Raw genomic sequence first — 21630 nt, forward strand, 5'->3', positions numbered from 1 at the left:
GAGAGTTACCAAGTGCGATCGCGATGAGCTAAGTTACTTTGGCAACAGCTCTCTAAGTTAGTCTCAAGAGTGGGGTAAGGATGAAGCTGGCAGCACGAGTGGAGCAAGTACAGCCTTCTTTAACATTGGCGATCGCCGCCAAAGCCAAGGCAATGAAGGTGGATGGAATTGATGTTTGTAGTTTCAGCACTGGGGAACCAGATTTCGACACCCCGACGCATATCAAAGCCGCTGCCCAAAAAGCTCTAGACGAGGGCAAGACCAAGTATGGGCCAGCTGCTGGGGAACCGAAGTTAAGGCAAGCGATCGCTCACAAGCTGCAAACTGATAATGGACTCGGCTACACGGCTGAAAATGTCATCGTTACCAACGGTGGCAAGCATTCTCTCTATAACCTGCTGATGGCGCTGATTGAGGCGGGGGATGAGGTGATTATCCCCGCTCCCTACTGGCTGAGTTATCCGGATATGGTGATTCTGGCGGGTGGGACTCCGGTGATTGTCCAGACGGATGCCTCCAGTGGCTATAAAATTACGCCGGAGCAACTGCGCTCATCTTGTACGGATCGGACTAAGCTATTTGTCCTCAATTCCCCTTCTAATCCTACCGGCGTCGTCTATACGCCAGCAGAGTTGGCAGCGCTGGCAGAGGTGGTGGTGGAGAAAGATATTCTGGTTGTCTCTGATGAGATTTACGAAAAGATTATCTATGAAGGAGTGCAACAGATTAGTATTGGTTCGCTGGGGCGAGAAATCTTTGAGCGCACCCTCATTAGCAACGGGTTTGCTAAAGCTTACTCAATGACGGGTTGGAGAATCGGCTATCTAGCGGCACCCGTAGAATTGATTAGAGCAATGAGTATTATCCAAGGGCACAGCACCTCGAATGTGTGTACGTTTGCACAATTTGGCGCGATCGCTGCCTTGGAAAGTTCTCAAGAGTGTGTGGAACAAATGCGCCTCGCCTTTGCCGAACGGCGACAGGTTATGCTAAAGCGCCTCAACGCCATTTCTGGACTCAGTTGCGCCAAGCCTGACGGTGCTTTCTACTTGTTTATCAATATCGGCAAGACGGGTTTAACTTCTCTAGAATTCTGTAATGCCTTGCTAGAATCTCAGCAAGTTGCTGTCATTCCGGGGATTGCTTTTGGTGCCGATGACCACATCCGCTTATCTTATGCGACGGATATGACCTCGATTGAGAAAGGAATGGATAGATTAGATAAATTTGTGCGATCGCTAGTTTAGTCTAAGGTTGGCGACAAACGATCTCGTAACTCAATGACTGACAAAATCGGCAAAGTGGCACCCGCGAAACCCTGAGAATCGCGGGTAACAATGGCATCAAGACGCTCGGCGAGCGCACAAGCTAATTGGAGTGCATCTTCAAAATCTCTCAAATTAGATGCGATCGCTCTCTCCAGTCTCAGACGGTCAACAAGGCACACTTCCATAACTTCTATAGCAATCCTAAGTGAGTTTTAATTTCTCTTTTCTTTCTCTGCGCTCTCTGCGTCCTCTGCGGTTCGTTATTCTTCACTAATCAAATAGGACTGCTATAGTGTCTCAATTACAGCAAGTCTCGCCCGTTCAAGGTTCTGTGTCTGCTTTCTAACAATGTAGAAGATATCAGTTACAGTGGTTGCTGTCACATACCCCTGAATCTGCCCTGAGTAGATAGCCTGGAATAAAGCGTCGGCATCCCTGATAAAAGGGTCTCGCTCTAGCAGAAAATCTAGAACAATGTTGGTGTCCACCAAGACCATCATTTTAGATATTTCTCCACTAGACGTTCTTCTAACATTGCCTCAACTTCGGCATCAGTCGGGGGTGGCGCATCGGTTTTCGCTAGTCCCCGCATCCGCTCTATTGCGCCTTTGCGATCGCGGGGGGGTCGGAGTTCGTGTCGAAGCGACTCGACGAGCGCACTCACCAATTCCAAGCGATCGCTCACCGATAATTGATATGCTTGATTTTTTAATTCTTGCAAAGACATGGTTGATCTTTCCTCAAATATTTCCTGACAACTTTAGTGTAGGCGGAAGATAGCGATCGCGTCCGGATGTTAACGCTGTTCGGCAATTTAATCTCTAAAAGCGATCGCTTTGTCTAGCATTGGGTACGGGCAAAATACGGGGACGCTGCTTCTTGTGATTTGCATCACATAAACGGAAGATAGCGATCGCATTCTATTTAGATTGTCGTCACTCAGCCGAGTGCGCCTTATTACTCTTATTTATTAGTTTCATCACTCATTAGGCTGATAAATGTCACTTTTTTTGCAGACAGTTATCACTTATTCCGACATAAGCCGTAGTGCATAGTAATAATAAGAATACAGAATCTCACAAACGGAGATAAATAAAATGTTAGCTACTTCTAATTTTTTATATTCTCACAGCCGCTACCACGGTGATGTAAAACCAGAAAATTTGGTTTTTAATGCAAATCTACAGGAATTTGCTCAACGAGTGACTTATATCAGCTGTCTGGCAAGTAATGGAAAAATTCCTCTAGAGAAAGCCTTCCAAGACGTTGAAATGCTTTGGAAACAGTTGGAAGATTCAAAAAAACAACTGGGTGTGGGCGAACATCCCTTCCCAGCAGGAGAAAGAAACACTTAGTTATTAGTATCGGTGAGAGTACTTTCACCGATATAGCAATCCTATTTGATTTGCGAACCCCTGTAGAGACGCGATTAATCGCGTCTCTACACTTAGGCGAATACTCGCGCACAACTCAAATAGGATTGCTATACTAAAAGCGCCTGCGATCGCGAAGCGCTCCAAAAAGTCAGTTCGCACTCTCAAAAAACTGTTTTTTTTATTTTAGTTTTTCGTAGGCAGCTAAAATAATCTTTTCTGTTTCCTCCCAACTAATACATTTATCCGTCACCGAAACCCCATATCTTAATTCCTCTAATTGGCTGGGAATGGGTTGATTTCCTTCGTACAAATTCGATTCTAGCATCATGCCAACGATCGATGAATTCCCCTCCAATATTTGTTGAATAACATTTTCAAAAACTGCCGACTGTTTTTTGTAGTCTTTATTTGAATTTCCGTGACTACAGTCGATGACAATTTTTGGAGGTAAATTAGCTGCTTTTAATTTTTCCTCCGCAATTTTTACATTCGCCGCATCGAAGTTAGGCTGTTTGGCACCGCCCCGTAGAATAATATGACCGTAAGCATTTCCTTTCGTTTTAAAAATGCTCACCTGTCCCATCGGATTAATCCCTAGAAAATGGTGAGGTTTTCTAGCTGATTCCAGAGCATTTAAAGCTACTTGAACGCTACCATCAGTACCATTTTTAAAACCCACAGGCATTGAAAGTCCGCTTGCCATTTCGCGGTGAGTTTGCGATTCGGTTGTGCGTGCCCCAATCGCCGACCATGCAATTAATTCGCCAATATATTGCGGGACTATAGGATCGAGAGCTTCTGTAGCAGCGGGTAATCCCAATTCAGTGATTTTGATTAGCAAACTCCGTGCGGTTAATAAACCCTTTTCTATGTGGAAAGAATCATCCATATCCGGATCGTTAATTAATCCTTTCCATCCCACAGTAGTTCTGGGTTTTTCAAAATACACTCTCATGATCAGCAGCAGCTTATCATTGACTCGGTCAAAAAGATTTTTTAGCCTATAGGCATATTCTTCAGCCGATTTTATATCATGGATAGAACAAGGGCCAACAACAATAAATTTTCTACTATCTTTCCCATCTAGGATATTCTCTATTTCATTCCTAAAGTTTAAGACGGTTTTTTCTGCCTCATCTGTTAAAGGTAATTTTGATTTAAGTTCATTTGGAGTTAAGAGAATATGTGACTCTTCAATATGAGTGTTGAATAATTGGGTTTCCATCGGGTAAAATTCCTGATTTTTGTAGGCGCTAAGGATTGAAGTCCAAATGTAATGTTATAGAAAGGCTGAAAAAATTTATCTAATTTAGATAAAAAAATTAATAAAAACACGGAACCCTAGTTGCAAGCATTCCCCACAGCACACCCTGCTGAAGCGATCGCTACCTGGACGTACCCGCACCCAAGCTGAGAGCGATCGCTCTGGATGCCCTAAATTAGGGTAATAAAGCCAAGATTAGGATAGTCAAATGACGCCTGAACTCAAAAAGCAAGCGCTTTCAGTGCTGAGGCGATCGCTCAATAATCCAGCAGCAGACTTTCGGGATGGTCAATGGGAAGCTATTGCAGCCCTAATCCAACAGCGATCGCGTTTACTTGTAGTTCAACGCACTGGCTGGGGCAAAAGTCTCGTCTATTTTTTAGCGACTCGTTTACTGCGCGATCGCGGTGCAGGTGCCACTCTTCTTATTTCACCCCTGCTTGCCCTCATGCGGAACCAAATTGCCGCTGCTGAACGAATAGGAATTAGAGCCGCTACCATCAACTCCAGCAACACAGACGAATGGGAACTTGTAAAAACTCAGTTGCTAGCAGGAAATGTCGATATTCTGCTAATTTCCCCCGAAAGATTGGCAAATGAACAATTTCGGGAAACAGTTTTGTTACCAATATCTCAACGAATTGGGTTATTTGTAGTCGATGAAGCACACTGTATTTCAGATTGGGGACATGACTTTCGCCCTGATTATCGACGCATTGTGCGAGTTTTACAAGCACTTCCCCAAAACATTCCCGTCTTAGCTACAACCGCCACGGCTAATAATCGTGTCGTCAATGATATCGTCACCCATCTGGGACAAAACATCAGGGTTTTTAGAGGACTTTTAACCAGAGAAAGCTTACATCTGCAAAACCTTTATCTGCCACAACCAGCTGCGAGAATAACATGGTTAGCCCAACATCTTCCCACCTTACCTGGAAGCGGTATTATTTATACTCTTACTGTTAAAGATGCAGAACGAGTTGCCACTTGGTTACAGTCGATGGAAATTCCTGCTAAAGCCTATCACAGCGCTCTGGATAATGAAGAACGTTTAAAATTAGAAGACCAACTGCTCAAAAACGAAATTAAAGCATTAGTCGCAACTACAGCACTGGGAATGGGTTTCGATAAACCCGATTTAGGATTTGTGATTCATTATCAGCGCCCTGGTTCTGTAGTTCATTATTATCAACAAGTCGGACGTGCTGGCAGAGCAGTAGATCAAGCTTATGGCATCCTCCTCAGCGGTAGTGAAGACGAAGATATTACTAATTATTTCATTCAAGCAGCATTTCCTCCCCAGGCTCACGTCCAGCAAGTTTTGAGTGCATTGAATCAGGCAGAAGATGGTCTGTCTGTGCCAATGTTAGAGCAACAACTAAATCTTTCTAAAGGACAAATTGACAAAATATTAAAAATCCTGGCGCTAGAGTTTCCCTCACCAATCACTAAGCAGGGAAGCAAGTGGTATGCTACCGCAATTACCTATCAACCTGACACTGAAAAAATTGCCCGCTTGACACAAATTCGCCGCAATGAACAAGCGCGAATGCTGGACTATATGCAGAGTCAGGAATGTTTAATGGCTTTTCTGGCTAGAGAGTTAGACGATCCAAATCCAGTTGCTTGCGGCAAATGTGCTGTATGTTTGGATAAACCTCTGTTGCCAGAAACTTACTCGCAAGAAATCGTCAATCAAGCGATTTTATTTCTCCGTCGTAGCGACCAAATTATTGAACCCCGCAAGCAAATACCATCAAACGCTTTGTCATCTTATGCTTTGAAAGGAAGAATTGCAGATAATCTTCGAGCAGAACAAGGAAGGACTTTGTCTTTGTGGGGTGATGCTGGTTGGGGAGAAATGGTCAAGCAAGGCAAATATCGGGATAATAAATTAGATGATGCCTTGGTGCAAGGTGCTGTAGAGATGATTCAGAGATTCCAACCCGAACCTTTTCCCACTTGGGTAACTTGTATTCCTTCCCTCAATCGTCCAAACTTAGTGCCGGATTTTGCCCAACGACTGGCAGATAAACTAGATGTGCCTTTTGTGCCAATTGTGAGGAAACTTCGCCAGAATAGACTCCAAAAAGAAATGAACAACAGTTATCAACAAGCTCACAATTTAGACGGGGTATTTGCAGTTGATAGCTGGACAAGAATGGGCAAAGCTGTTTTCTTGATTGATGATATAGTTGATTCCGGTTGGACTTTCACTGTAGTAGCGATGCTCTTGCGTCGTGCTGGCAGTGGTAAGGTTTTCCCACTCGCACTAGCTCTTAATTCACTTAGCGCAGAAGCTTAACTGATGTCAACTCATGTGCTGATGCCAGATACTCAAGCGATTTTGTTGTTGTGTGCCAGCTTTGGTCAAAATCGACAAACAGAGCCGCAACCTTTGACGCTGAGCGAGTACAATAACTTAGCTAGTTGGCTCAAGGAAAACAAGTTGCGTCCAGCTGATTTGCTAACACCAATTGGTAAAGACCAATTGCCAGAAATTACAGGGATAAAGTTAAACCCTAACCGTCTTATCGCTCTGCTAGAAAGAGGTGTCATGTTAGGGTTAGCTGTGGAAAGTTGGATTAGTCAAGGACTCTGGATATTAGGGCGTAGTGACGCTGAATATCCCAAGCGTCTGAAAAAGCATCTGAGGCATTTAGCACCCGCAATTCTCTATGGTATTGGCAATATAGAATTACTCTCGATTGGAGGGCTAGCGGTAGTCGGTTCTCGTGATGTGGATGAAGAGGGAATCAACTATACCCATAGAGTTGCCCAGACTTGTGCCCAACAAGGCATTCAGATTGTTTCTGGTGGAGCGCGAGGGGTGGATCAAGTGGCAATGCTAGGCGCTTTAGAAGCAGCCGGGACAGCTTTGGGGATGCTGGCTGATAGCTTGACTAAAGCTGCTGTTGCCAGCATGTATCGCTCAGCTATCCGGGAAGGTAGACTCACGCTAGTTTCTGCCTACGATCCTGACGTTGGCTTCAATGTGGGTAATGCAATGGGGCGAAATAAGTATATTTATGCCTTAGCTGATTATGCCCTAGTTGTTAGCTCCTCGTTTGCTAAGGGTGGCACTTGGGCGGGTGCTGTCGAAGCGTTGGAAAAGCAAAAGGATCTTCCAGTTTTTGTCCGGCTAGAAGGAACTATTCCTGAAGGTAATCAGCAGTTAATTAATAAGGGGGCAAAGTCGTTTCCTAAACAACCCTGGAATGATTCATTGAGAACGCTTTTGGATTCGGCAATTAAAGCTAATAAGACTGAAATAGAATTAACTACAACTAATATAACAGTATCCCCGATTGATGAAACCAAATCTATAAGGGCATTGCAGAATGATGTAGAAGCGATCGCTATCAACGATCTACCCTCTGAACCAGCTACAACTGCTCTGGGTGAAGTAAATCAATATTGCCCTCAAGACATTTATGAAGCTGTTATACCATTCATCTTGAAAAGCTTAGAGCAACCAAAGAGTGCAAAGTCTCTGGCAGAATGTCTGGATGTAAGACCAGGGCAGATACAAGATTGGTTAAAAAGAGCTGTTGCAGAGGGGAAGGTACTCAAAACAAAAACCGGGTATCTTGTGAATCAAGAAGGCTTTCAGTTGTCTTTATTGCCTTAAACCAACTGATTAGGCTATGATTAATAATCTATGTATTGATAGCTGAATCTATTCTGTATTTTCTACTAACTTTATACAAATAACTTTTATATCAGATGACTAAAAAAACTCACGGGGTGATTGCTGCTGGACATCAAAAAACTGCCGAAGCTGGAATTGAGATGCTCCGATTAGGGGGGAACGCATTTGATGCGGCAGCGGCGGCAATCCTAGCCTCTTGCGTTACTGAAACTGCCCTGACATCTGCCGCTGGTGGTGGTTTTCTTTTAGCCCATACTCAGGATAACCAAAATATTTTGTTTGACTTCTTTTCTCAAACGCCACGGCAGAAAAAAAGTCAGGAACATCTTAATTTTTATCCAGTTGGAATTAATTTTGGCGATGCAGTCCAAGAGTTCCATATTGGTCTTGGCTCAATGGCGGTGCCAGGAAACCTCAGCGGCGTTTTCCACGTTCATCAAAAATTGGGTAGATTACCTTTTAAGGTAGTTGCTGAACCTGCCATTCGCTATGCAAAGACTGGTGTCGAACTAAATGATTTTACCTATTACTGTTTGACAATCCTCAGCCCCATTATGCTTGCCTCTAAAGAGATGCAGCAAGTTTTTGCCCCAGATGGCAAACTTGTGCAGCCTGGAGGAACAGTCTTGATGAGTAATTTTGCTGATACCTTAACTTATTTAGTTGAAAGTGGAATTAGAGAATTTTATGAGGGTGAAATTGCTCAACGTTTAGTCAAAGATTGTCAAGATTATGGAGGTTACTTAACCTTAGAAGACCTTAAAAATTATCGAGTAATTGAGAGAAAGCCTCTTGTTATCAATTACCGGGGGAACACCTTCTTAACGAATCCTCCACCCAGTTCTGGCGGCATTCTGATTGCTTTTGCTTTAGAACTGCTTTCAAAAGTTAATTTGGCTGATATGGAGTTTGGCAGTTCTCGCCATTTAGAAATATTAGCTCATGTGATGCGTCTAACAAATGAAGCGAGAAAGGATAGATATAACGCTTATACTCATACAGAAGATATTGCCGATACTTTTTTATCATCTGAACATTTAGCTATCTATGAAGATCAATTAACTGAAGTTGTCAATAAATGGGGCAGCACTACTCATATCAGTGTGGTCGATAGCGAAGGTAATGCGGCGAGTGTTACCACTTCCAACGGAGAGGGGTCTTCTTATGTGATTCCGGGAACTGGCATCATGGTTAATAATATGCTAGGAGAAGCCGATTTAAATCCGCATGGATTTCATAACTGGGAAGAAAATACTCGGATTTCTTCAATGATGACTCCGACTATCGTGCTTAAGAATAATCAACCAGAGATTGTTTTGGGTTCTGGTGGATCGAATCGGATTAGAACCGCAATTTTACAGGTAATTTCCAATATTATTGATTTTCAAATGGACGTTGATACAGCGGTGAATAATCCTCGCGTTCACTGGGAAAATGATATTTTTAATCTTGAACCAGGCTTTAGCGAAGAGGAACTTAAAAAGCTGATGCTTCCGGGTAGTAATGAATTAGTTTTTTGGAAACAGAAGAATATGTTTTTCGGTGGCGTTCATAGCGTCATGGAAAATTCGCAAGGATTGATAACAGGCGCAGGCGATCGCCGTAGAAGTGGAGTCATCGCCACCTGCTAAAATTGTCTCTATCGCCACATTTCACACCCGCGCAATCCTTGTGGCGTTTCGTACTCAACCGCCACATCTTTCACCACAGCAGCGGCTGGCCCTTTGTGACACCATTGAATTATCTCTTCAACATCTGCCTTGCTTCCTTCAAAAACAGCTTCTACACGCCCATCAGAGAGATTCCGCACCCAGCCGCTGACGCCTAGCTGGATCGCTTCATCCAACGTTGAAAACCGAAAACCAACTCCCTGAACGGTTCCTGACACGATTACGTGGACGCGGATTTGCCCTGGCGGGGGTGATGAATTCTGCATCAATTTTTCCCTGTCTACGACAGCTTTTTAGCTCAAAACTATTGCCTGGGTTCATTTTAAACAGGAATGGCGTCAGCTATTGAGCTAATGCTATTTAATTTTTTGACTAACAATATGTTTTTCAACGCCAAGGGTGCAAAGGTTTACGCAGAGGTACGCAGAGTTTAAACTTACTTGTATGTACCTTTTGTGCTACGTTTTTCATTTAGACAAATTTTTTTATGCTATTGGCGATTTTTGACCTTTCCGAGAAAGCTACTTAACGAAAAAGGCTCTCGCTAGCAGAATTTTATTTTAGAAAAATATCTATCTGAGGAAATATTTTTAATGGTTGATGCGTATATTAGTAATGTGCCAGCGATCGCAGCGCTATTTGAGTTTTCGGTAGATGCGATCGCGCTTTCCCCAACTCTAGGAATCGTCCATCGCTTAATTACAGCCGTCTCTACAATTCCTGATGCCCAGGCTTGGCTATATTCCGCTGCATTGGTACTGATATATGCCCTAATTTCACTACCTATCGGATTCAAACTGGGTTTTCTAAAACTTGATGTAGAAACATCTTGGCAAATCATTGTCGGCGTAATGGCACGTTGTCTGTTGTCTCCCGCCATATCTGAGGAGTTATTTTTTCGCATCTTACTACTCCCTCATCCCACAGAAAATGCTACCCCTGCTACTCTGTGGTTGTGGGGATGTATCAGTTTGGTAATGTTTATTATCTACCATCCCCTCAATGCTGTAACTTTCTACCCAGATGGACTCCAGACTTTTTTTAATCCGATTTTTCTATTCTTGGCAGCACTTCTAGGCGTTATTTGTACCCTTGCCTATTTTCAAAGTGGTTCTCTATGGATGCCGGTGGCAATTCATTGGCTAATTGTAGTGGGCTGGCTACTTTTATTGGGAGGATATAAGAAATTGAATCCTTAACATCTTCGTCTTGAACATTTATCAACGACAACATCCAATTTGCAACAAATTTAAAGGCTCCCTTTCTGATTCCCCATTACCCTTACTAGCCCCAAAAAGTATATAAATTAAATGGGCGACAGCTTATGATAATGCTGTTGGTTAATCTTGGGTTAGTTTATTTAATCTTTTAAGATTGTTTGTTCCTAGGGATATCAAAATTATTGTTGCTAGTATCTGGACCTTAACGGAATTTTTATGATATAATGAGTTTGATAAGGAAGAACTAGGTAGTAATAATTTATTGGAAAAATTTGTATTATTTAAGTAAATCCCGAACAGCGCCAACCTTTAGTCACTAAAACCTAATTTAGATAAAAAAATGAGTGTACAACCTTGACATGAGGCTTTTTTTCAGCATGATAGAACAAGTCTCACACCCTGAAGGGTAGGGCTTGCGCGTGCAAAGCCTGCCTACACAGCCTGAAGAATTTTAGCCTGCTTCCGGCGCAAGTTTATGTAGCCCCAAGCTTCAAGAAAGTGCGGGCGTGTATTTGCAATTTCACGGGATGCTTCCGTAAGGAAATCTAGTCTGCCTGCGGTACTCCGGTTAGAGTTGTCGTAACTTAGAAGATGAAAAGAAGCTAAAGGGTGTTCTGCTTGTCACAAAGGTATCGCTAGAAACAGTAGGAGAGATTCGATGAATCTGCAAGACTCCAGTGTAGATAGGCGTACTATTCGCCAGTCAATTGCAAAAAGTCTAGCAAAAGTTATTCAGATGCTGAATAAGCAGACGATTCTGGTTTTGACACTCCTATTGTGTGCTGGAGTAGCGGGAGCTTTGTGGAATATGTCTCATCTCTCGTCAAACCTAATTAAATCACAAGCACTTCAGAATGCAGCCTTGTATGCCCAAGCGATCGCAGAGGCACGCACCCTCTACAGCTCGGAGGTTCTCAATCGTATAGACGCAGTTCCTGAAATTACGATTACCGACAACTACACCGCTAAAGAGAAGGCAATCCCCGTACCAGCGACATTTTTGATAGAACTCAGTCAGCGCCTCGTTCAAAAAAACCCTGGGATGTCAGTCCGACTGTATAGTGAGTATCCCTTTCGCCAGCGGCAAGCTACAGGTGGTCCTAAAGACAATTTTGAGTGGGAAGCGCTTCGCTCATTGAGGCAAAATCCCGATAGACCCTTTGTGCGCTTGGAGAATTTTCAAGGACGCCTGTCATTGCGATATGCACAAGCCGATCTCATGAAAGCTAGCTGCGTTGCTTGTCACAACACTCACGTTGATAGTCCCAAAAAAGACTGGAAAGTGGGGGATGTCCGAGGGGTTTTGGAAATCTCCAGTCCTCTGGATGAGTTCATGGCAAAGACTCATGCAGGACTGCGAGGAACTTTCGTAATGTTAGCGCTACTGTCTCTATTGGGGCTATTAGGAATTGCCCTCGTGATCGGCAGACTGCGCCAAACTTCCAAGGAGCTAGAGTTGCGCGTCATTGAACGCACGGCGCAATTGCGGGAGGCAAATCAGCAACTAATGGTGGAACAGGAAAAGTCTGAAAACCTGTTACTTAATATCTTGCCAGAGCCGATTGCCAGACAACTCAAAGACGGGCAAAGTAACATTGCCGATGGATTTCCTGAAGTGACGATTTTATTTGCCGATTTGGTTAACTTCACTCAGCTTTCAGAAAAGATATCGCCTAAAGAACTTGTCTGGTTGCTTAACGAAATTTTCTCCAGCTTCGATCGCCTCACCGAACAGCATAACTTGGAGAAAATCAAGACAATTGGCGATGCCTATATGGTAGTAGGAGGTCTTCCCAAACCCCAACCCGACCATGCAGAAGCGATCGCCCAAATGGCAATCGATATGCAAAAAGAAATTGCCCAATTCAATACCAAACATCACCAAGCACTCAGCATCCGCATTGGCATTAATACTGGCCCGGTGGTCGCTGGAGTCATCGGCACTAAAAAGTTCATCTATGACCTCTGGGGGGATACGGTGAACATCGCCAGCCGGATGCAATCCCACGGGTTGCCAGGTGAAATTCAAGTAACGGTTACAACTTACGAATGCTTACGTAGTCGATATGCGTTAGAGCCAAGAGGCTCGATTCACGTCAAAGGCAAAGGGGAAATGGTAACTTACCTTCTGAAGGGCAGAAAGCGTGAGGTTTCCCTTACTTAAAAACTTGCCGTTTTTGAATCACCGCTTGCCGAAATCCCAGCACAATCAAAATATTAGAAAGCGTCAGAAAAACCTCTGCGCCACCGTGCAGCCAATCGACATTTGCTAAGGACTCACCATAGGCAACTTTGGCATAAATTCCAGCCGGAATCGTAACGCCGACAAAAACCAAGGTCATGTAAAAACCAATCAAGGCTAAACGCGGCATCTGCCCACTTCGAGTCAGAAACCAGAGAAAGCCTAAATAGGGGAATAGAGAGAGTGCAAAAAGGGTTTCTTTAGAAATCATTACCGTGATTTAGAAGAGACAATTGGCGCATCGTCTTTTTGATCGGCAACGGGCGATGAACGCCAAATCCACCAAGCAGCTGCCAAAAGGGTGAAGTTACCCAGCAAAGTCATCGCCGCCTGAAGCGTAACCAGCCATTCTAAAGATTCTGGGTTGTCAAAATAGTGCCAAGTGCAGGCACACATGGCGCTGACTAATGCCGGTAGCATGGCGAAGGATAACGCCCACCAAGCCCGGTTGCGAGTCACTTCGCCGTAGATCCAGATCAACCAAATGGCGGCAATCCACTCGATGACGCTGGAAACGTGAATAATCCAGGTAGGAATTGAGAGTGCGTGCATAAAGAAGTTTTTGAGGGTTGAAGAATGAAGTTTTGAATTAGAAGTCTTAACTCAACCCTCAAAATTCAAAACTGATCGCTCTTTTTCTTATAGTACCGCTCGGTTTTGCTGGTAAAGTTTGAGCATGGGACAGATTCGAGCAGTTTTGTGCGGATATTATGGGCAAGGCAATGCAGGTGATGAGGCATTGCTAGCATCGCTGCTGCAAATGTTACCGGCTTATGTGACGCCGATTGTGCTTTCTGGGAACCCCAAAAAAACGCGCGATCGCTATGGCGTTGAAAGTTGTTCGCGCAAAGCTTTCTTGCCAGTGCAGCAAGCACTCCGCAAATCGGATGTTTTCATCTGGGGCGGCGGGAGTCTGATGCAAGACGCCACCAGTGCCCTAAGTCCCCTCTATTACGCAGGATTGATGGGATTAGCCCAGCAGCGAGGATTGAAAACTATTGCCTGGGCGCAGGGAATTGGCCCTTTGAACCGCAATTTGACTCGCTGGATAACGCGAAAAGCGATCGCCGGTTGCCATGCCGTCAGCGTCCGCGATCGCGCCTCTGCTGCCCTGCTAATGAAGTGGAAAATCCCCTATATCCAAGCCCCAGACCCGGTTTGGGCGTTAGACTCGAAGCCAGTGAAGGGACTGTGGGATTTACCGGCACCCAGAGTCGCCGTCACCTTGCGATCGCATCCCCAACTGACTCCCGCGCGACTTGCCAACTTAACTCGCGCCTTGATTGACTTTCAAAAAGCCACTCAGACCTGCATTTTACTGGTGCCATTTCAAGCGAGTCAGGATCTAGCGATCGCTCAGTCAATTCAACCGCAATTACCGGGTGCCAGCCATATTTTTTCTCTCAAAGACCCTAGAGAATTGAAAGGATTATTTCAGGGCGTCGAAATGGCAATCGGGATGCGCTACCACAGCTTAATTATGGCGGCGGCTCAAGAATGTCGCTGTTTCGCCCTCAGCTACGACCCCAAAGTTAGCTTGCTGATGGAAGAACTCAATATGCCAGGGTGGGACTTAACTCAATTGCCTGACGACCCCAACTCGATTAGTCAAACTTGGTTAGAACACTACGTCAACGGCGACCCCCTCTCACCCCATCAAATACAGTCTTTAGTTGACCGGGCATTGATGCATCAAGATTTGTTGAGTGACGCTTTAGCGAAGGAATAACCCCTTCAGGCGGACTGTATTTGTGTAGCCCCATTCAGAATTTTGTTAGTGAATTCCACCGAAGCCATTACCGAAGGGAGGTGCGGCAAGAATCAACCAAGGCATATACTTCTTCTGCGTGTCGCACCTCAAGTAATTTGAGTTCGATTTCCTCGTCGATGCGAAATTTGAAAATGGTAGAGTGACTCCGAGAGCGTCGTGGAATAATCTTATTAGAATTATTGCCATCTAGGCGCAAATAAAGCTGTGAATTGATAAAGCTACAGCAAGTCCATTCCAAGCACCCATGACCTTCTCTTAAATCAGAGCAATGAGTGAAGCTGACACCCCCCAAGAAGCTAACCAGTCCCAGTCCTTCCCCGAATCAACCGATCCTCCAATGGACGATCCTTTGCAGGATGAAACAGATTCTGACCTTCATCCTGCACAGGAGGAGCCTCTCGTGCAAGCAGAAGTCGTCAGCTTAGTGCATCGCCCGCCTGCGCTAGTGGGCAATGAGGCTGGTGCAGTAAAGACAACTGATGATGGGGTGCATCGGGAAAAGTCTGAGCCGCTTTCGTCGCCAGCAGAGGCGGGAAATTTGTTTCCACTCATGGCTGAGTTGCGTCAGCGCAATCGGGACTTGCTCAAGCGAGTGAATCACCTAGAGAAAACACTGGGGGATTGTCAGGAGGCGTTGCAATTGCAAAGACAGCGATCGCAAGCTCAAGAAACTATCCTCACCTCTACAACCCAGGAACTCAATGGGACTCAAGAACAAGTTACCCGTCTGTTCCGAGAACTGGAATCGTCTCATCAAGCAGCCCAGCGCCAACAAATCTTAATTGAAACCGTAACAGAACAGCTGGAAAGCAGCCAAGAACGCATCGCCCAGCTTGAACGGGAATGTGCCTTCACCCAGCAACGCTACAACGAACAATCTCATGCTCTGTTGCAAAGCGAAAATACAATCCGCGAACTCCGCACCCGCTTGCAACGCCAGCAGCGCCAAACCCTGCAATTCAAGTCGGCGCTAGAAAAGTGTCTGGAAATGCCTCCCCCCACCCAAATCAATCCAGATACCAGACCTTCCTCTACCTGGGCGCACCGCCATCTCAAAAACGCCCACGATTCCCAATCTCTCCTCCCCAAAGCGCCGCCGATTCAACCTTGGTCAGCGCAACCGGCATTTCTGGAAGACCCTGCCCAGAGTGAGGAAAACTGGGAGATTTCAGTACCGTCTCCTGCTTATTCACCGATTACAGACGCAACCGCCTTCGTTTCGACGGAATGGGAGCCGTTAGAAGAAATACCCGCCTCTGAAAGCCTCGGAGCCACCGATGAAGAGGAGATATGGCAATGGGGAATGCTAGAACCAGACTCCGATCCGGTCATGGATGATTTTCTCATGCCCCCTGAGCTGGAAAGTTCTGGCAATGACGATTTCACCGATGAATTAGCGATCGCTTCTGCCCAGGAAAGTATCGCAATTGAGAACGAATTGGAAGAACTGCTGCTGGCTGTAAGTTTCGATCCAGATGAGAACGATGAACCTGGAACGATGTATGCCCCAGAAGATGCCGAATCAACTTCTCCATCCTCTTTCATCTTTGAGCCTTCTGAACCAGAGTCTCTCTCAGAGGATGCCAGTGCGAACAACGCTGAACAAGAGGAGGTATCCCGCCGAGAATTTCCGGCTGCTGTGCCCGCCCAGCGCCCTGATGCCATCCTCTCTCAACCCAACTGGCCCTCACCCCTGCTTTATCCAATGCGTCCCCCCAAAGGGCGGAAATCGTTGGCGTCGATAGAATTGCCAACGTTTCCTAGAAAAACGGGCGCGTAGAAATTAAAAATTAAAAATGCTTGCATTAAAAAAGAACAATTTTTAATTTTGCATTTTTAATTTTTAATTGAGGACGCCCCATCCCAGCAGTGAGAGCATAGCTCTGAGTCAGCAGCCACAACCACAAAGCGGGATAGCGTTCTTCCAGCGAGGGTTGTAGACGCCGGATAGCACCCGGAAACCAACCCCCCAGCAACCAAACAAATAGGGCATGGCGTGTAAAGTTGAAATAGCTGCCCAGCCAGCGGAGGATATCTTTAGCACCCGCGAGTTCCCAAATCCATAGCAGCAAAGCTGGATTGATCCAAGCGGCTTTCAACGCCAGCCGATTGAAGGTTAGCCAATTCACTCGGTCTTTAATAAACGTGTCTGCCACCTCTGGGGGTTCTGTCGCCAAAAGCCCAAAAAAGGTATTCAGCATTGAGTTAATTCGCTGCGGCGGTAAGTAGGTGCCAGTGGGAACCATCATGCCTTTAGAAAATAGCCAGGTAACGGAGACATTGCTTTGATAAGCGCGAATTTGGTTTAAATGATGGGCTTGGAGCAAGTCATGTTTGAGGGCAGTATCTAGAAGGTTGGTTAAACGGGAGAGATTGCGAACCAGGGAACCAAAGCCGGTAAAGACGAGGGGAGATTGGAGAGAGGCAGCATCGCCAATGCCAATCAGCCGATCGAAGGCGACAGTGCGATCGCGACTTCCAACACTAAAGTGACCCGGAATATACCCAAATGTAGGCTTTTTCCACACCAGCTTCTCCATATCGCAGCGGCGATACTCCGGCAAAATGTTGAAAAAATCTTCATACATTTCTAACAATGAGCCGGGGTTATCGGGATGCACTTGATGATAGTGGAACAAGTAGAAGGTAACTTCTTCACCTTCGGCGGGGAATAACTCCCAAATCAGCTGCCGCCCCCGCGAAATATCGCCGTGACTGTTCAGCACATCCCCGTATTGGGAATCCCACACTCCCGGCTCAAACCCGCTGGCAATCACAGCCCCGACGGTTGGGCAAACACTATCAAAAGTGCGATCCCCATTCAACTGCCATGCAATTGGCGAAGCGGTTCCCATCGCATCTACCAGCAGGCGTCCGCTGGCTTGGCGTTGAGCTTGGCTGGGCAGATGCTTGGCTTGCACGGTAACTTGCTCTTGCCCAATATCAGCCCGGATAAACTCCGTCTCATCCCAAATTTCCCCACCCGCTTTGGTGAGCTTTTCCCCACACAGACGCAGCAGTTTCTCGGCGTCCAATCCCACATTCAGCACCGTTGGCGTATGCAATACCTGTGCTTTTAGCTTGGGCGGATTATTGGCATCGAAGAATTTGTGAAACCCATCTACATACTCCGCTGCAATAATGCTTTCAAACTCCGCTGGGGTAAATAAGCCCAAATCAATCAAGCTTTGAAATTCATCGCGGGAAATATTCCATTCCCGGTTCATGCGCCCGAAAGGTAGCCGTTCCAGCAATAGCACCCGGTAGCCGAGTTGAGCCATGACGGCGGCGTGGATGACGCCCAAGGCACCGCCCACATAGATAAGGTCGTAGGATTGAGGACTGAGGACTGAGGGCTGAGGGCTGAGGGCTGAGGACTGAGGACTGAGGACTGAGGGCTGAGGATTGAGGACTGAGGGCTGAGGATTGAGGACTGAGGACTGAGGGCTGAGGGCTGAGGGCTGAGGGCTGAGGGCTGAGGACTGAGGGCTGAGGGCTGAGGGCTGAGGGCTGAGGGCTGAGGGCTGAGGATTGAGGATTGAGGACTGAGGGCTGAGGACTGTAGGCGCTTCGCCTTCCCGAAGGGTGGATTGAGGACTGTAAGCGTTGCGGTGCGAAGCACGGACTGAGGACTCAGTGAAGGATTCGTCTCCCTTTTTATTACCTATCTCTTTCTCTGCTAGGAACACAACCTGCCTTGGCTGCTTCGGATTGCGGACACTCTCGCGCCAACGTTGCTCCCACCAATAGACGCGATTGAGGTCATATTCCCCGTTTGGCATTTTTTGAAAGAAGCGGACTGTTTCCGGGTAATCGAGAGTCAAAGCTTCAAAGATAGATTGCTTTGACAAATCAATCGCCGGTGGTTCTGGATATTGTTGGGGAAATCGGCTTCTCAGACTGGAGCTGAGTTGTTTGAGGATTTTTCTTTCACCGGGGACAGCCTTCTGTGTCCAACGGAAGACCTTCAGATACGTGGTTCGCTGCACCGACCAAATAAAAATCGAGAGTTCGGGTTGCGGAATCGCGGGATTTTGGGTTGTATCCGTTTTCCTAAGGTTCCCAGGAGCGGGAAATTGCAGCCTGATGCCGTCGGGCGTGAGCATTTTCTCCCCTGAGCCTGGATCGTACTCCTCGTGCAACCAGGCGAGGACGGCGACTATATCCGAGGTAGGAACTTCTAAGTAAAGTATTTCTCTCATATTGGCGATCTGCATTAGGGAACCTATTCCTGACAAAGACAGAGTGAACCGTGGTCAAAGTACGCTAAACTTCCGGATACGAATTGCTTAGAATTGATTAAAAAACTTTACACAATTCTCATTTTCTGAATGTACAGGGGTGCAACTGTTGGACGGGCGGGGAACCGCTCACGACGAAAGCCCTGAGCGATGAATCCTTTAAACCCGCCCATAGGCTATGACCTACGCCATGAATTATCCCATCCCAGCCAGTCCTCAAGAAATTGTCGCCCTGCGGCAAAAGCCCGTTGATGAAGAATTAGTCGCGGCAGCGATCGCTGGAGTCGTTCAAATTGCCCGTCGAGAGGGGCAGTCTTTAGACGAATTAACCGCCCAAGTGCTAGAAGAAGATAGTCTGCTGGATCAGGCACAAAGACACTGGCTTAGCGACATCGTTGCCCAAGCTTGGGCTAGCCTCTAGGAAGTTAGAACCACCAGATCATGCGCGAAATTGCCAAGCGAATTATCTCCGCGTTGCCGCAGTGGTGGCGATCGCACCTGTTGCCCCTGTTATTTACGATTCGAGCGGCGGGTCTATTACTTGCCGCCCTAGGGCTGTGGGGATTTGCCCAAATTGCTGACGAAGTCTTAGAAAAAGAAACCCAAGCCATTGATACGGCAATTTTACTGGGTATCAGAAGCCTGCACGCGCCGCTGCTCGATCGGATAATGCTGGGATTCACATTTGTGGGAGAACCGACGGTGTTGCTGGTCATTTGCTTGGGCTTCGGGTTTTGGCTGTACCAACGCGGTCAGCGATCGCAAGCCATGACACTCGCGATCGCTGGAGTGGGTGCGATGGGCTTAAACTATTTACTCAAAGTGCTATTTGGTCGCGCCCGTCCAGCACTCTGGGATCGGGTCGTTGATGTGGGTCAATACAGCTTCCCCAGCGGTCATGCGATGATTTCGATGGTGGTTTACGGCACGATTGGCTATTTGTTGGTCAAGCACTTGGGTAGATGGCGGATAGCGATCGCCAGCGGGACACTGCTATTGGTTACGGGTATTGGTCTGAGTCGGCTTTATCTCGGCGTCCATTGGCCTACGGATGTCGTCGCTGGATATGCAGCAGGGATTGTGTGGTTGATGACCTGTATCCTCAGCCTGGAAATTTGGCAAGAATATCGCCAGCCAGCCAGTCGAAAAACGCCCATTCCTAACGATGAAAAATCCAATATTACTAACCGCAGGTAAGGGGATAACACACCTAATTCACGCGGTGTAGAACTTTCTGTATTTCTCCCCCAATTCATCGGGCGGTTCATACGGCAAACCTAAATCAGTGTGTGTAGAAATGAAATTAATGAGCAGCACAGTTTCTGACATCGCAGTGAAAACTATCAACGGTGAAGATAAGCAACTTTCCGAGTATGGCGGAAACGTAATTTTAATCATGAATGTGGCTTCCCAGTGCGGCTACACACCTCAATACAAAGGATTGGAGCAGTTAAACCAATAAGTATCGGGATAAGTGATTGCACCTACGGGAAATGTTTCTTGTTTTGAGAAATTCTTAGCCAGCAAGCAAGGTGAAGTAGTGGCTCGATTTAATAGCAGCGTGAAGCCAGATTCACTAGAATTGATTGCAGCTATTGAGCGGGAATTAGCCAAGTAAGGCAAGAAATTTATGTCTATCCAAAATTCGTCAAATTTAACTGTTCAACAAGCGCATAAAATTCTCAAAACTTTCGACTGCCTGAAGATAAATTCAAGTGAGAATGCACCAAATAAAGATTCAATTCGTCAAGCGCTACTTTTGGTAACTGAGCTTTCTGATAACCAAATACTAGGAATTTGTGCCGATACAGCAGAGCAAGGCATTGGAGTTTTAAAAACCTATGCAACTGCTTTGGGTTATGAAGTTAATCAGGATTTAGCTACTATTGATGGCTCTGTTTATATCAAATTTAACCCCAAAACTAACTTGTGTTATCTCGATTCTTACATAGGAGAACATCGCGGAGTTTTGGTGTCCTGCCAGTCTGCGGATGAAGACGGAATTAACGAGATGTACGGTCATTTGCCCCTAGATTTATTTACATCGGAATCTTCATGAACGTTGCAATTATTGGCTGTGGTTATGTGGGTAAGGCAGTTGCCCAATATTGGCGTCAAGAGTTGGGATTTACTGTCGCCGCAACCACAACTTCTCCCGAACGAATTTCAGAATTAGAAGCAGTTGCCCAACGAGTCGTAGTCGTAAAAGGCGACGATTTCGCAAGTCTACAATCGGTGCTGGAAAATCAGGATACTGTACTGCTGAGTATTGGAGCAAAAAATGCCCATGTTTACGAACAAACTTATTTAAAGATTGCCCATAACTTAGTCTCAGTCTTGAAACAAACTCCTTCGGTGCGACAGCTAATCTACACAGGGAGTTATGCTGTCTATGGCGATAAAAATGGGGAGTGGGTGGATGAAGAATCACCCGTTGCACCTGCTAACCAAAATGGTCATATCCTCTGCGATACCGAGCAAGTATTGCTATCAGCATCCACTGAAAAGCTAGGCGTTTGTATCCTCCGTTTAGGCGGGATTCATGGGTCAGGTCGTGAATTATCTAAAATATTTAGTCGAGTTGTCGGTACAACTCGTCCTGGAAACGGCGAGGACACAACAAATTGGATTCACCTGGATGACATTGTTGCTGCTATCGAGTTTGTCCGCAAGCACCAATTGCAAGGCATTTACAACTTAGTGGATGATGCACATTTGACCTATCGGGAACTTCTTGACCGAGTGTGCGAACAACATAAGCTACCCAAAGTTTTTTGGGATGAATCCCAGAAAAGTGTTCGACCTTACAATGCGCGAGTGTCAAATCAGAAGCTAAAAGCAGCCGGGTTTGAATTAAGTCATCCGGAAACGATATGAATGGAAAGTTGGTGATTGATGCTATGTGAAACTTTCCGGGTTCCCT

19 protein-coding genes and 2 pseudogenes are annotated in these 21630 nt (G+C 46.0%); 14 read left to right on the forward strand and 7 right to left on the reverse strand.

The window, feature by feature from the left end; translation table 11 throughout:
- Positions 1-80 precede the first annotated feature (80 nt).
- On the forward strand, positions 81-1247 hold the full coding sequence (locus AC2VDX_RS09135) for a pyridoxal phosphate-dependent aminotransferase (RefSeq protein ID WP_378182521.1): 1167 nt from the start codon (positions 81-83) through the stop codon (positions 1245-1247).
- Here the strand turns inward: AC2VDX_RS09135 and AC2VDX_RS09140 are convergent.
- A pseudogene (locus tag AC2VDX_RS09140) lies at positions 1244-1768 on the reverse strand (PIN domain-containing protein). The gene AC2VDX_RS09135 and the pseudogene AC2VDX_RS09140 sit on opposite strands and share 4 nt — an antisense overlap.
- Positions 1765-1995 carry a hypothetical protein gene (locus tag AC2VDX_RS09145; RefSeq protein ID WP_378182524.1) on the reverse strand — a complete coding sequence of 77 codons (231 nt, stop codon included), beginning with the start codon at positions 1993-1995 and terminating at the stop codon, positions 1765-1767. Before AC2VDX_RS09145 ends, AC2VDX_RS09140 begins: the two are co-directional and overlap by 4 nt.
- A gap of 370 nt (positions 1996-2365) precedes the next feature.
- Between AC2VDX_RS09145 and AC2VDX_RS09150 the strand changes: the two genes are divergently transcribed.
- Positions 2366-2623: a DUF7219 family protein gene (locus AC2VDX_RS09150; protein WP_378182527.1), complete on the forward strand. Its 258-nt coding sequence runs from the start codon at positions 2366-2368 to the stop codon at positions 2621-2623.
- A gap of 199 nt (positions 2624-2822) precedes the next feature.
- Here AC2VDX_RS09150 and AC2VDX_RS09155 read toward each other — a convergent pair whose 3' ends face one another.
- Positions 2823-3869, reverse strand: a complete 1047-nt coding sequence (locus AC2VDX_RS09155; RefSeq protein ID WP_378182530.1) for a 3-deoxy-7-phosphoheptulonate synthase — start codon at positions 3867-3869, stop codon at positions 2823-2825.
- 247 nt (positions 3870-4116) lie between these two features.
- Here AC2VDX_RS09155 and AC2VDX_RS09160 point away from each other — a divergent pair, with 247 nt between their 5' ends.
- The 3 genes from AC2VDX_RS09160 to ggt all read left to right on the forward strand — a co-directional run bounded on the left by AC2VDX_RS09160 (position 4117) and on the right by ggt (position 9194).
- A complete protein-coding gene (locus tag AC2VDX_RS09160; protein ID WP_378182533.1) occupies positions 4117-6216 on the forward strand; it encodes a RecQ family ATP-dependent DNA helicase in 2100 nt (699 codons plus the stop codon).
- 3 nt (positions 6217-6219) lie between these two features.
- Positions 6220-7542: a DNA-processing protein DprA gene (locus tag AC2VDX_RS09165; protein WP_378182535.1), complete on the forward strand. Its 1323-nt coding sequence runs from the start codon at positions 6220-6222 to the stop codon at positions 7540-7542.
- A gap of 95 nt (positions 7543-7637) precedes the next feature.
- Positions 7638-9194: a gamma-glutamyltransferase gene (ggt, locus tag AC2VDX_RS09170; protein ID WP_378182538.1), complete on the forward strand. Its 1557-nt coding sequence runs from the start codon at positions 7638-7640 to the stop codon at positions 9192-9194.
- Positions 9195-9202: 8 nt separating this feature from the next.
- Here ggt and AC2VDX_RS09175 read toward each other — a convergent pair whose 3' ends face one another.
- Positions 9203-9499 carry an acylphosphatase gene (locus AC2VDX_RS09175; protein WP_378182541.1) on the reverse strand — a complete coding sequence of 99 codons (297 nt, stop codon included), beginning with the start codon at positions 9497-9499 and terminating at the stop codon, positions 9203-9205.
- 327 nt (positions 9500-9826) lie between these two features.
- Between AC2VDX_RS09175 and AC2VDX_RS09180 the strand changes: the two genes are divergently transcribed.
- Both AC2VDX_RS09180 and AC2VDX_RS09185 read left to right on the forward strand, forming a co-directional pair.
- The gene (locus AC2VDX_RS09180; RefSeq protein WP_378182544.1) at positions 9827-10432 is read left to right on the forward strand and encodes a CPBP family glutamic-type intramembrane protease; all 606 of its coding nucleotides are present in this window, start codon (positions 9827-9829) and stop codon (positions 10430-10432) included.
- Positions 10433-11111: 679 nt separating this feature from the next.
- Positions 11112-12617 (forward strand): adenylate/guanylate cyclase domain-containing protein, encoded by a 1506-nt coding sequence (locus AC2VDX_RS09185; RefSeq protein ID WP_378182547.1) that lies wholly within the window; start codon positions 11112-11114, stop codon positions 12615-12617.
- Here AC2VDX_RS09185 and AC2VDX_RS09190 read toward each other — a convergent pair.
- Both AC2VDX_RS09190 and AC2VDX_RS09195 read right to left on the reverse strand, forming a co-directional pair.
- The gene (locus AC2VDX_RS09190) at positions 12610-12906 is read right to left on the reverse strand and encodes a DUF3593 domain-containing protein (RefSeq protein ID WP_378182550.1); all 297 of its coding nucleotides are present in this window, start codon (positions 12904-12906) and stop codon (positions 12610-12612) included. The genes AC2VDX_RS09185 and AC2VDX_RS09190 overlap by 8 nt on opposite strands.
- A complete protein-coding gene (locus tag AC2VDX_RS09195; RefSeq protein WP_378182553.1) occupies positions 12906-13247 on the reverse strand; it encodes a DUF2499 domain-containing protein in 342 nt (113 codons plus the stop codon). Before AC2VDX_RS09195 ends, AC2VDX_RS09190 begins: the two co-directional genes overlap by 1 nt.
- A 124-nt stretch (positions 13248-13371) precedes the next feature.
- Between AC2VDX_RS09195 and csaB the strand changes: the two genes are divergently transcribed.
- Together csaB and AC2VDX_RS09205 are read left to right on the forward strand one after the other, a co-directional pair.
- On the forward strand, positions 13372-14424 hold the full coding sequence (csaB, locus tag AC2VDX_RS09200) for a polysaccharide pyruvyl transferase CsaB (protein ID WP_378182556.1): 1053 nt from the start codon (positions 13372-13374) through the stop codon (positions 14422-14424).
- 310 nt (positions 14425-14734) lie between these two features.
- Positions 14735-16246 (forward strand): hypothetical protein, encoded by a 1512-nt coding sequence (locus AC2VDX_RS09205; protein ID WP_378182559.1) that lies wholly within the window; start codon positions 14735-14737, stop codon positions 16244-16246.
- 25 nt (positions 16247-16271) lie between these two features.
- Here the strand turns inward: AC2VDX_RS09205 and AC2VDX_RS09210 are convergent, their stop codons facing one another.
- Complete coding sequence (locus tag AC2VDX_RS09210; protein WP_486928147.1) at positions 16272-18248, reverse strand: NAD(P)/FAD-dependent oxidoreductase; 1977 nt, start codon at positions 18246-18248, stop codon at positions 16272-16274.
- A gap of 649 nt (positions 18249-18897) precedes the next feature.
- Between AC2VDX_RS09210 and AC2VDX_RS09215 the strand changes: the two genes are divergently transcribed.
- The 5 genes and pseudogenes from AC2VDX_RS09215 to AC2VDX_RS09235 all read left to right on the forward strand — a co-directional run bounded on the left by AC2VDX_RS09215 (position 18898) and on the right by AC2VDX_RS09235 (position 21584).
- Positions 18898-19128 (forward strand): hypothetical protein, encoded by a 231-nt coding sequence (locus AC2VDX_RS09215; protein WP_190410909.1) that lies wholly within the window; start codon positions 18898-18900, stop codon positions 19126-19128.
- A gap of 20 nt (positions 19129-19148) precedes the next feature.
- Positions 19149-19904: a phosphatase PAP2 family protein gene (locus AC2VDX_RS09220; protein WP_378182562.1), complete on the forward strand. Its 756-nt coding sequence runs from the start codon at positions 19149-19151 to the stop codon at positions 19902-19904.
- 109 nt (positions 19905-20013) lie between these two features.
- Positions 20014-20325: pseudogene (locus tag AC2VDX_RS09225) on the forward strand (hypothetical protein).
- Between the two features lie 12 nt (positions 20326-20337).
- A complete protein-coding gene (locus tag AC2VDX_RS09230) occupies positions 20338-20766 on the forward strand; it encodes a DUF1824 family protein (protein WP_378182565.1) in 429 nt (142 codons plus the stop codon).
- Entirely contained in the window at positions 20763-21584 is an 822-nt protein-coding gene (locus AC2VDX_RS09235; protein ID WP_378182568.1) for an SDR family oxidoreductase, read from the forward strand. Before AC2VDX_RS09230 ends, AC2VDX_RS09235 begins: the two co-directional genes overlap by 4 nt.
- The last annotated feature ends 46 nt before the right edge of the window (positions 21585-21630 follow it).

This window comes from Coleofasciculus sp. H7-1 (assembly GCF_057473865.1).

Bases quoted from the DNA above. Each gene is read 5' to 3' on its own strand.
- AC2VDX_RS09185 (WP_378182547.1), top strand. From the start codon at position 11,112: ATGAATCTGCAAGACTCCAGTGTAGATAGGCGTACTATTCGCCAGTCA.
- AC2VDX_RS09220 (WP_378182562.1), top strand. From the start codon at position 19,149: ATGCGCGAAATTGCCAAGCGAATTATCTCCGCGTTGCCGCAGTGGTGG.
- AC2VDX_RS09210 (WP_486928147.1), bottom strand. From the start codon at position 18,248: ATGCCAAACGGGGAATATGACCTCAATCGCGTCTATTGGTGGGAGCAA.
- AC2VDX_RS09135 (WP_378182521.1), top strand. From the start codon at position 81: ATGAAGCTGGCAGCACGAGTGGAGCAAGTACAGCCTTCTTTAACATTG.
- AC2VDX_RS09205 (WP_378182559.1), top strand. From the start codon at position 14,735: ATGAGTGAAGCTGACACCCCCCAAGAAGCTAACCAGTCCCAGTCCTTC.
- AC2VDX_RS09230 (WP_378182565.1), top strand. From the start codon at position 20,338: ATGTCTATCCAAAATTCGTCAAATTTAACTGTTCAACAAGCGCATAAA.
- AC2VDX_RS09175 (WP_378182541.1), bottom strand. From the start codon at position 9,499: ATGCAGAATTCATCACCCCCGCCAGGGCAAATCCGCGTCCACGTAATC.
- AC2VDX_RS09215 (WP_190410909.1), top strand. From the start codon at position 18,898: ATGAATTATCCCATCCCAGCCAGTCCTCAAGAAATTGTCGCCCTGCGG.
- ggt (WP_378182538.1), top strand. From the start codon at position 7,638: ATGACTAAAAAAACTCACGGGGTGATTGCTGCTGGACATCAAAAAACT.
- AC2VDX_RS09235 (WP_378182568.1), top strand. From the start codon at position 20,763: ATGAACGTTGCAATTATTGGCTGTGGTTATGTGGGTAAGGCAGTTGCC.
- AC2VDX_RS09190 (WP_378182550.1), bottom strand. From the start codon at position 12,906: ATGATTTCTAAAGAAACCCTTTTTGCACTCTCTCTATTCCCCTATTTA.
- AC2VDX_RS09195 (WP_378182553.1), bottom strand. From the start codon at position 13,247: ATGCACGCACTCTCAATTCCTACCTGGATTATTCACGTTTCCAGCGTC.
- AC2VDX_RS09150 (WP_378182527.1), top strand. From the start codon at position 2,366: ATGTTAGCTACTTCTAATTTTTTATATTCTCACAGCCGCTACCACGGT.
- AC2VDX_RS09155 (WP_378182530.1), bottom strand. From the start codon at position 3,869: ATGGAAACCCAATTATTCAACACTCATATTGAAGAGTCACATATTCTC.
- AC2VDX_RS09180 (WP_378182544.1), top strand. From the start codon at position 9,827: ATGGTTGATGCGTATATTAGTAATGTGCCAGCGATCGCAGCGCTATTT.
- AC2VDX_RS09165 (WP_378182535.1), top strand. From the start codon at position 6,220: ATGTCAACTCATGTGCTGATGCCAGATACTCAAGCGATTTTGTTGTTG.
- AC2VDX_RS09160 (WP_378182533.1), top strand. From the start codon at position 4,117: ATGACGCCTGAACTCAAAAAGCAAGCGCTTTCAGTGCTGAGGCGATCG.
- csaB (WP_378182556.1), top strand. From the start codon at position 13,372: ATGGGACAGATTCGAGCAGTTTTGTGCGGATATTATGGGCAAGGCAAT.
- AC2VDX_RS09145 (WP_378182524.1), bottom strand. From the start codon at position 1,995: ATGTCTTTGCAAGAATTAAAAAATCAAGCATATCAATTATCGGTGAGC.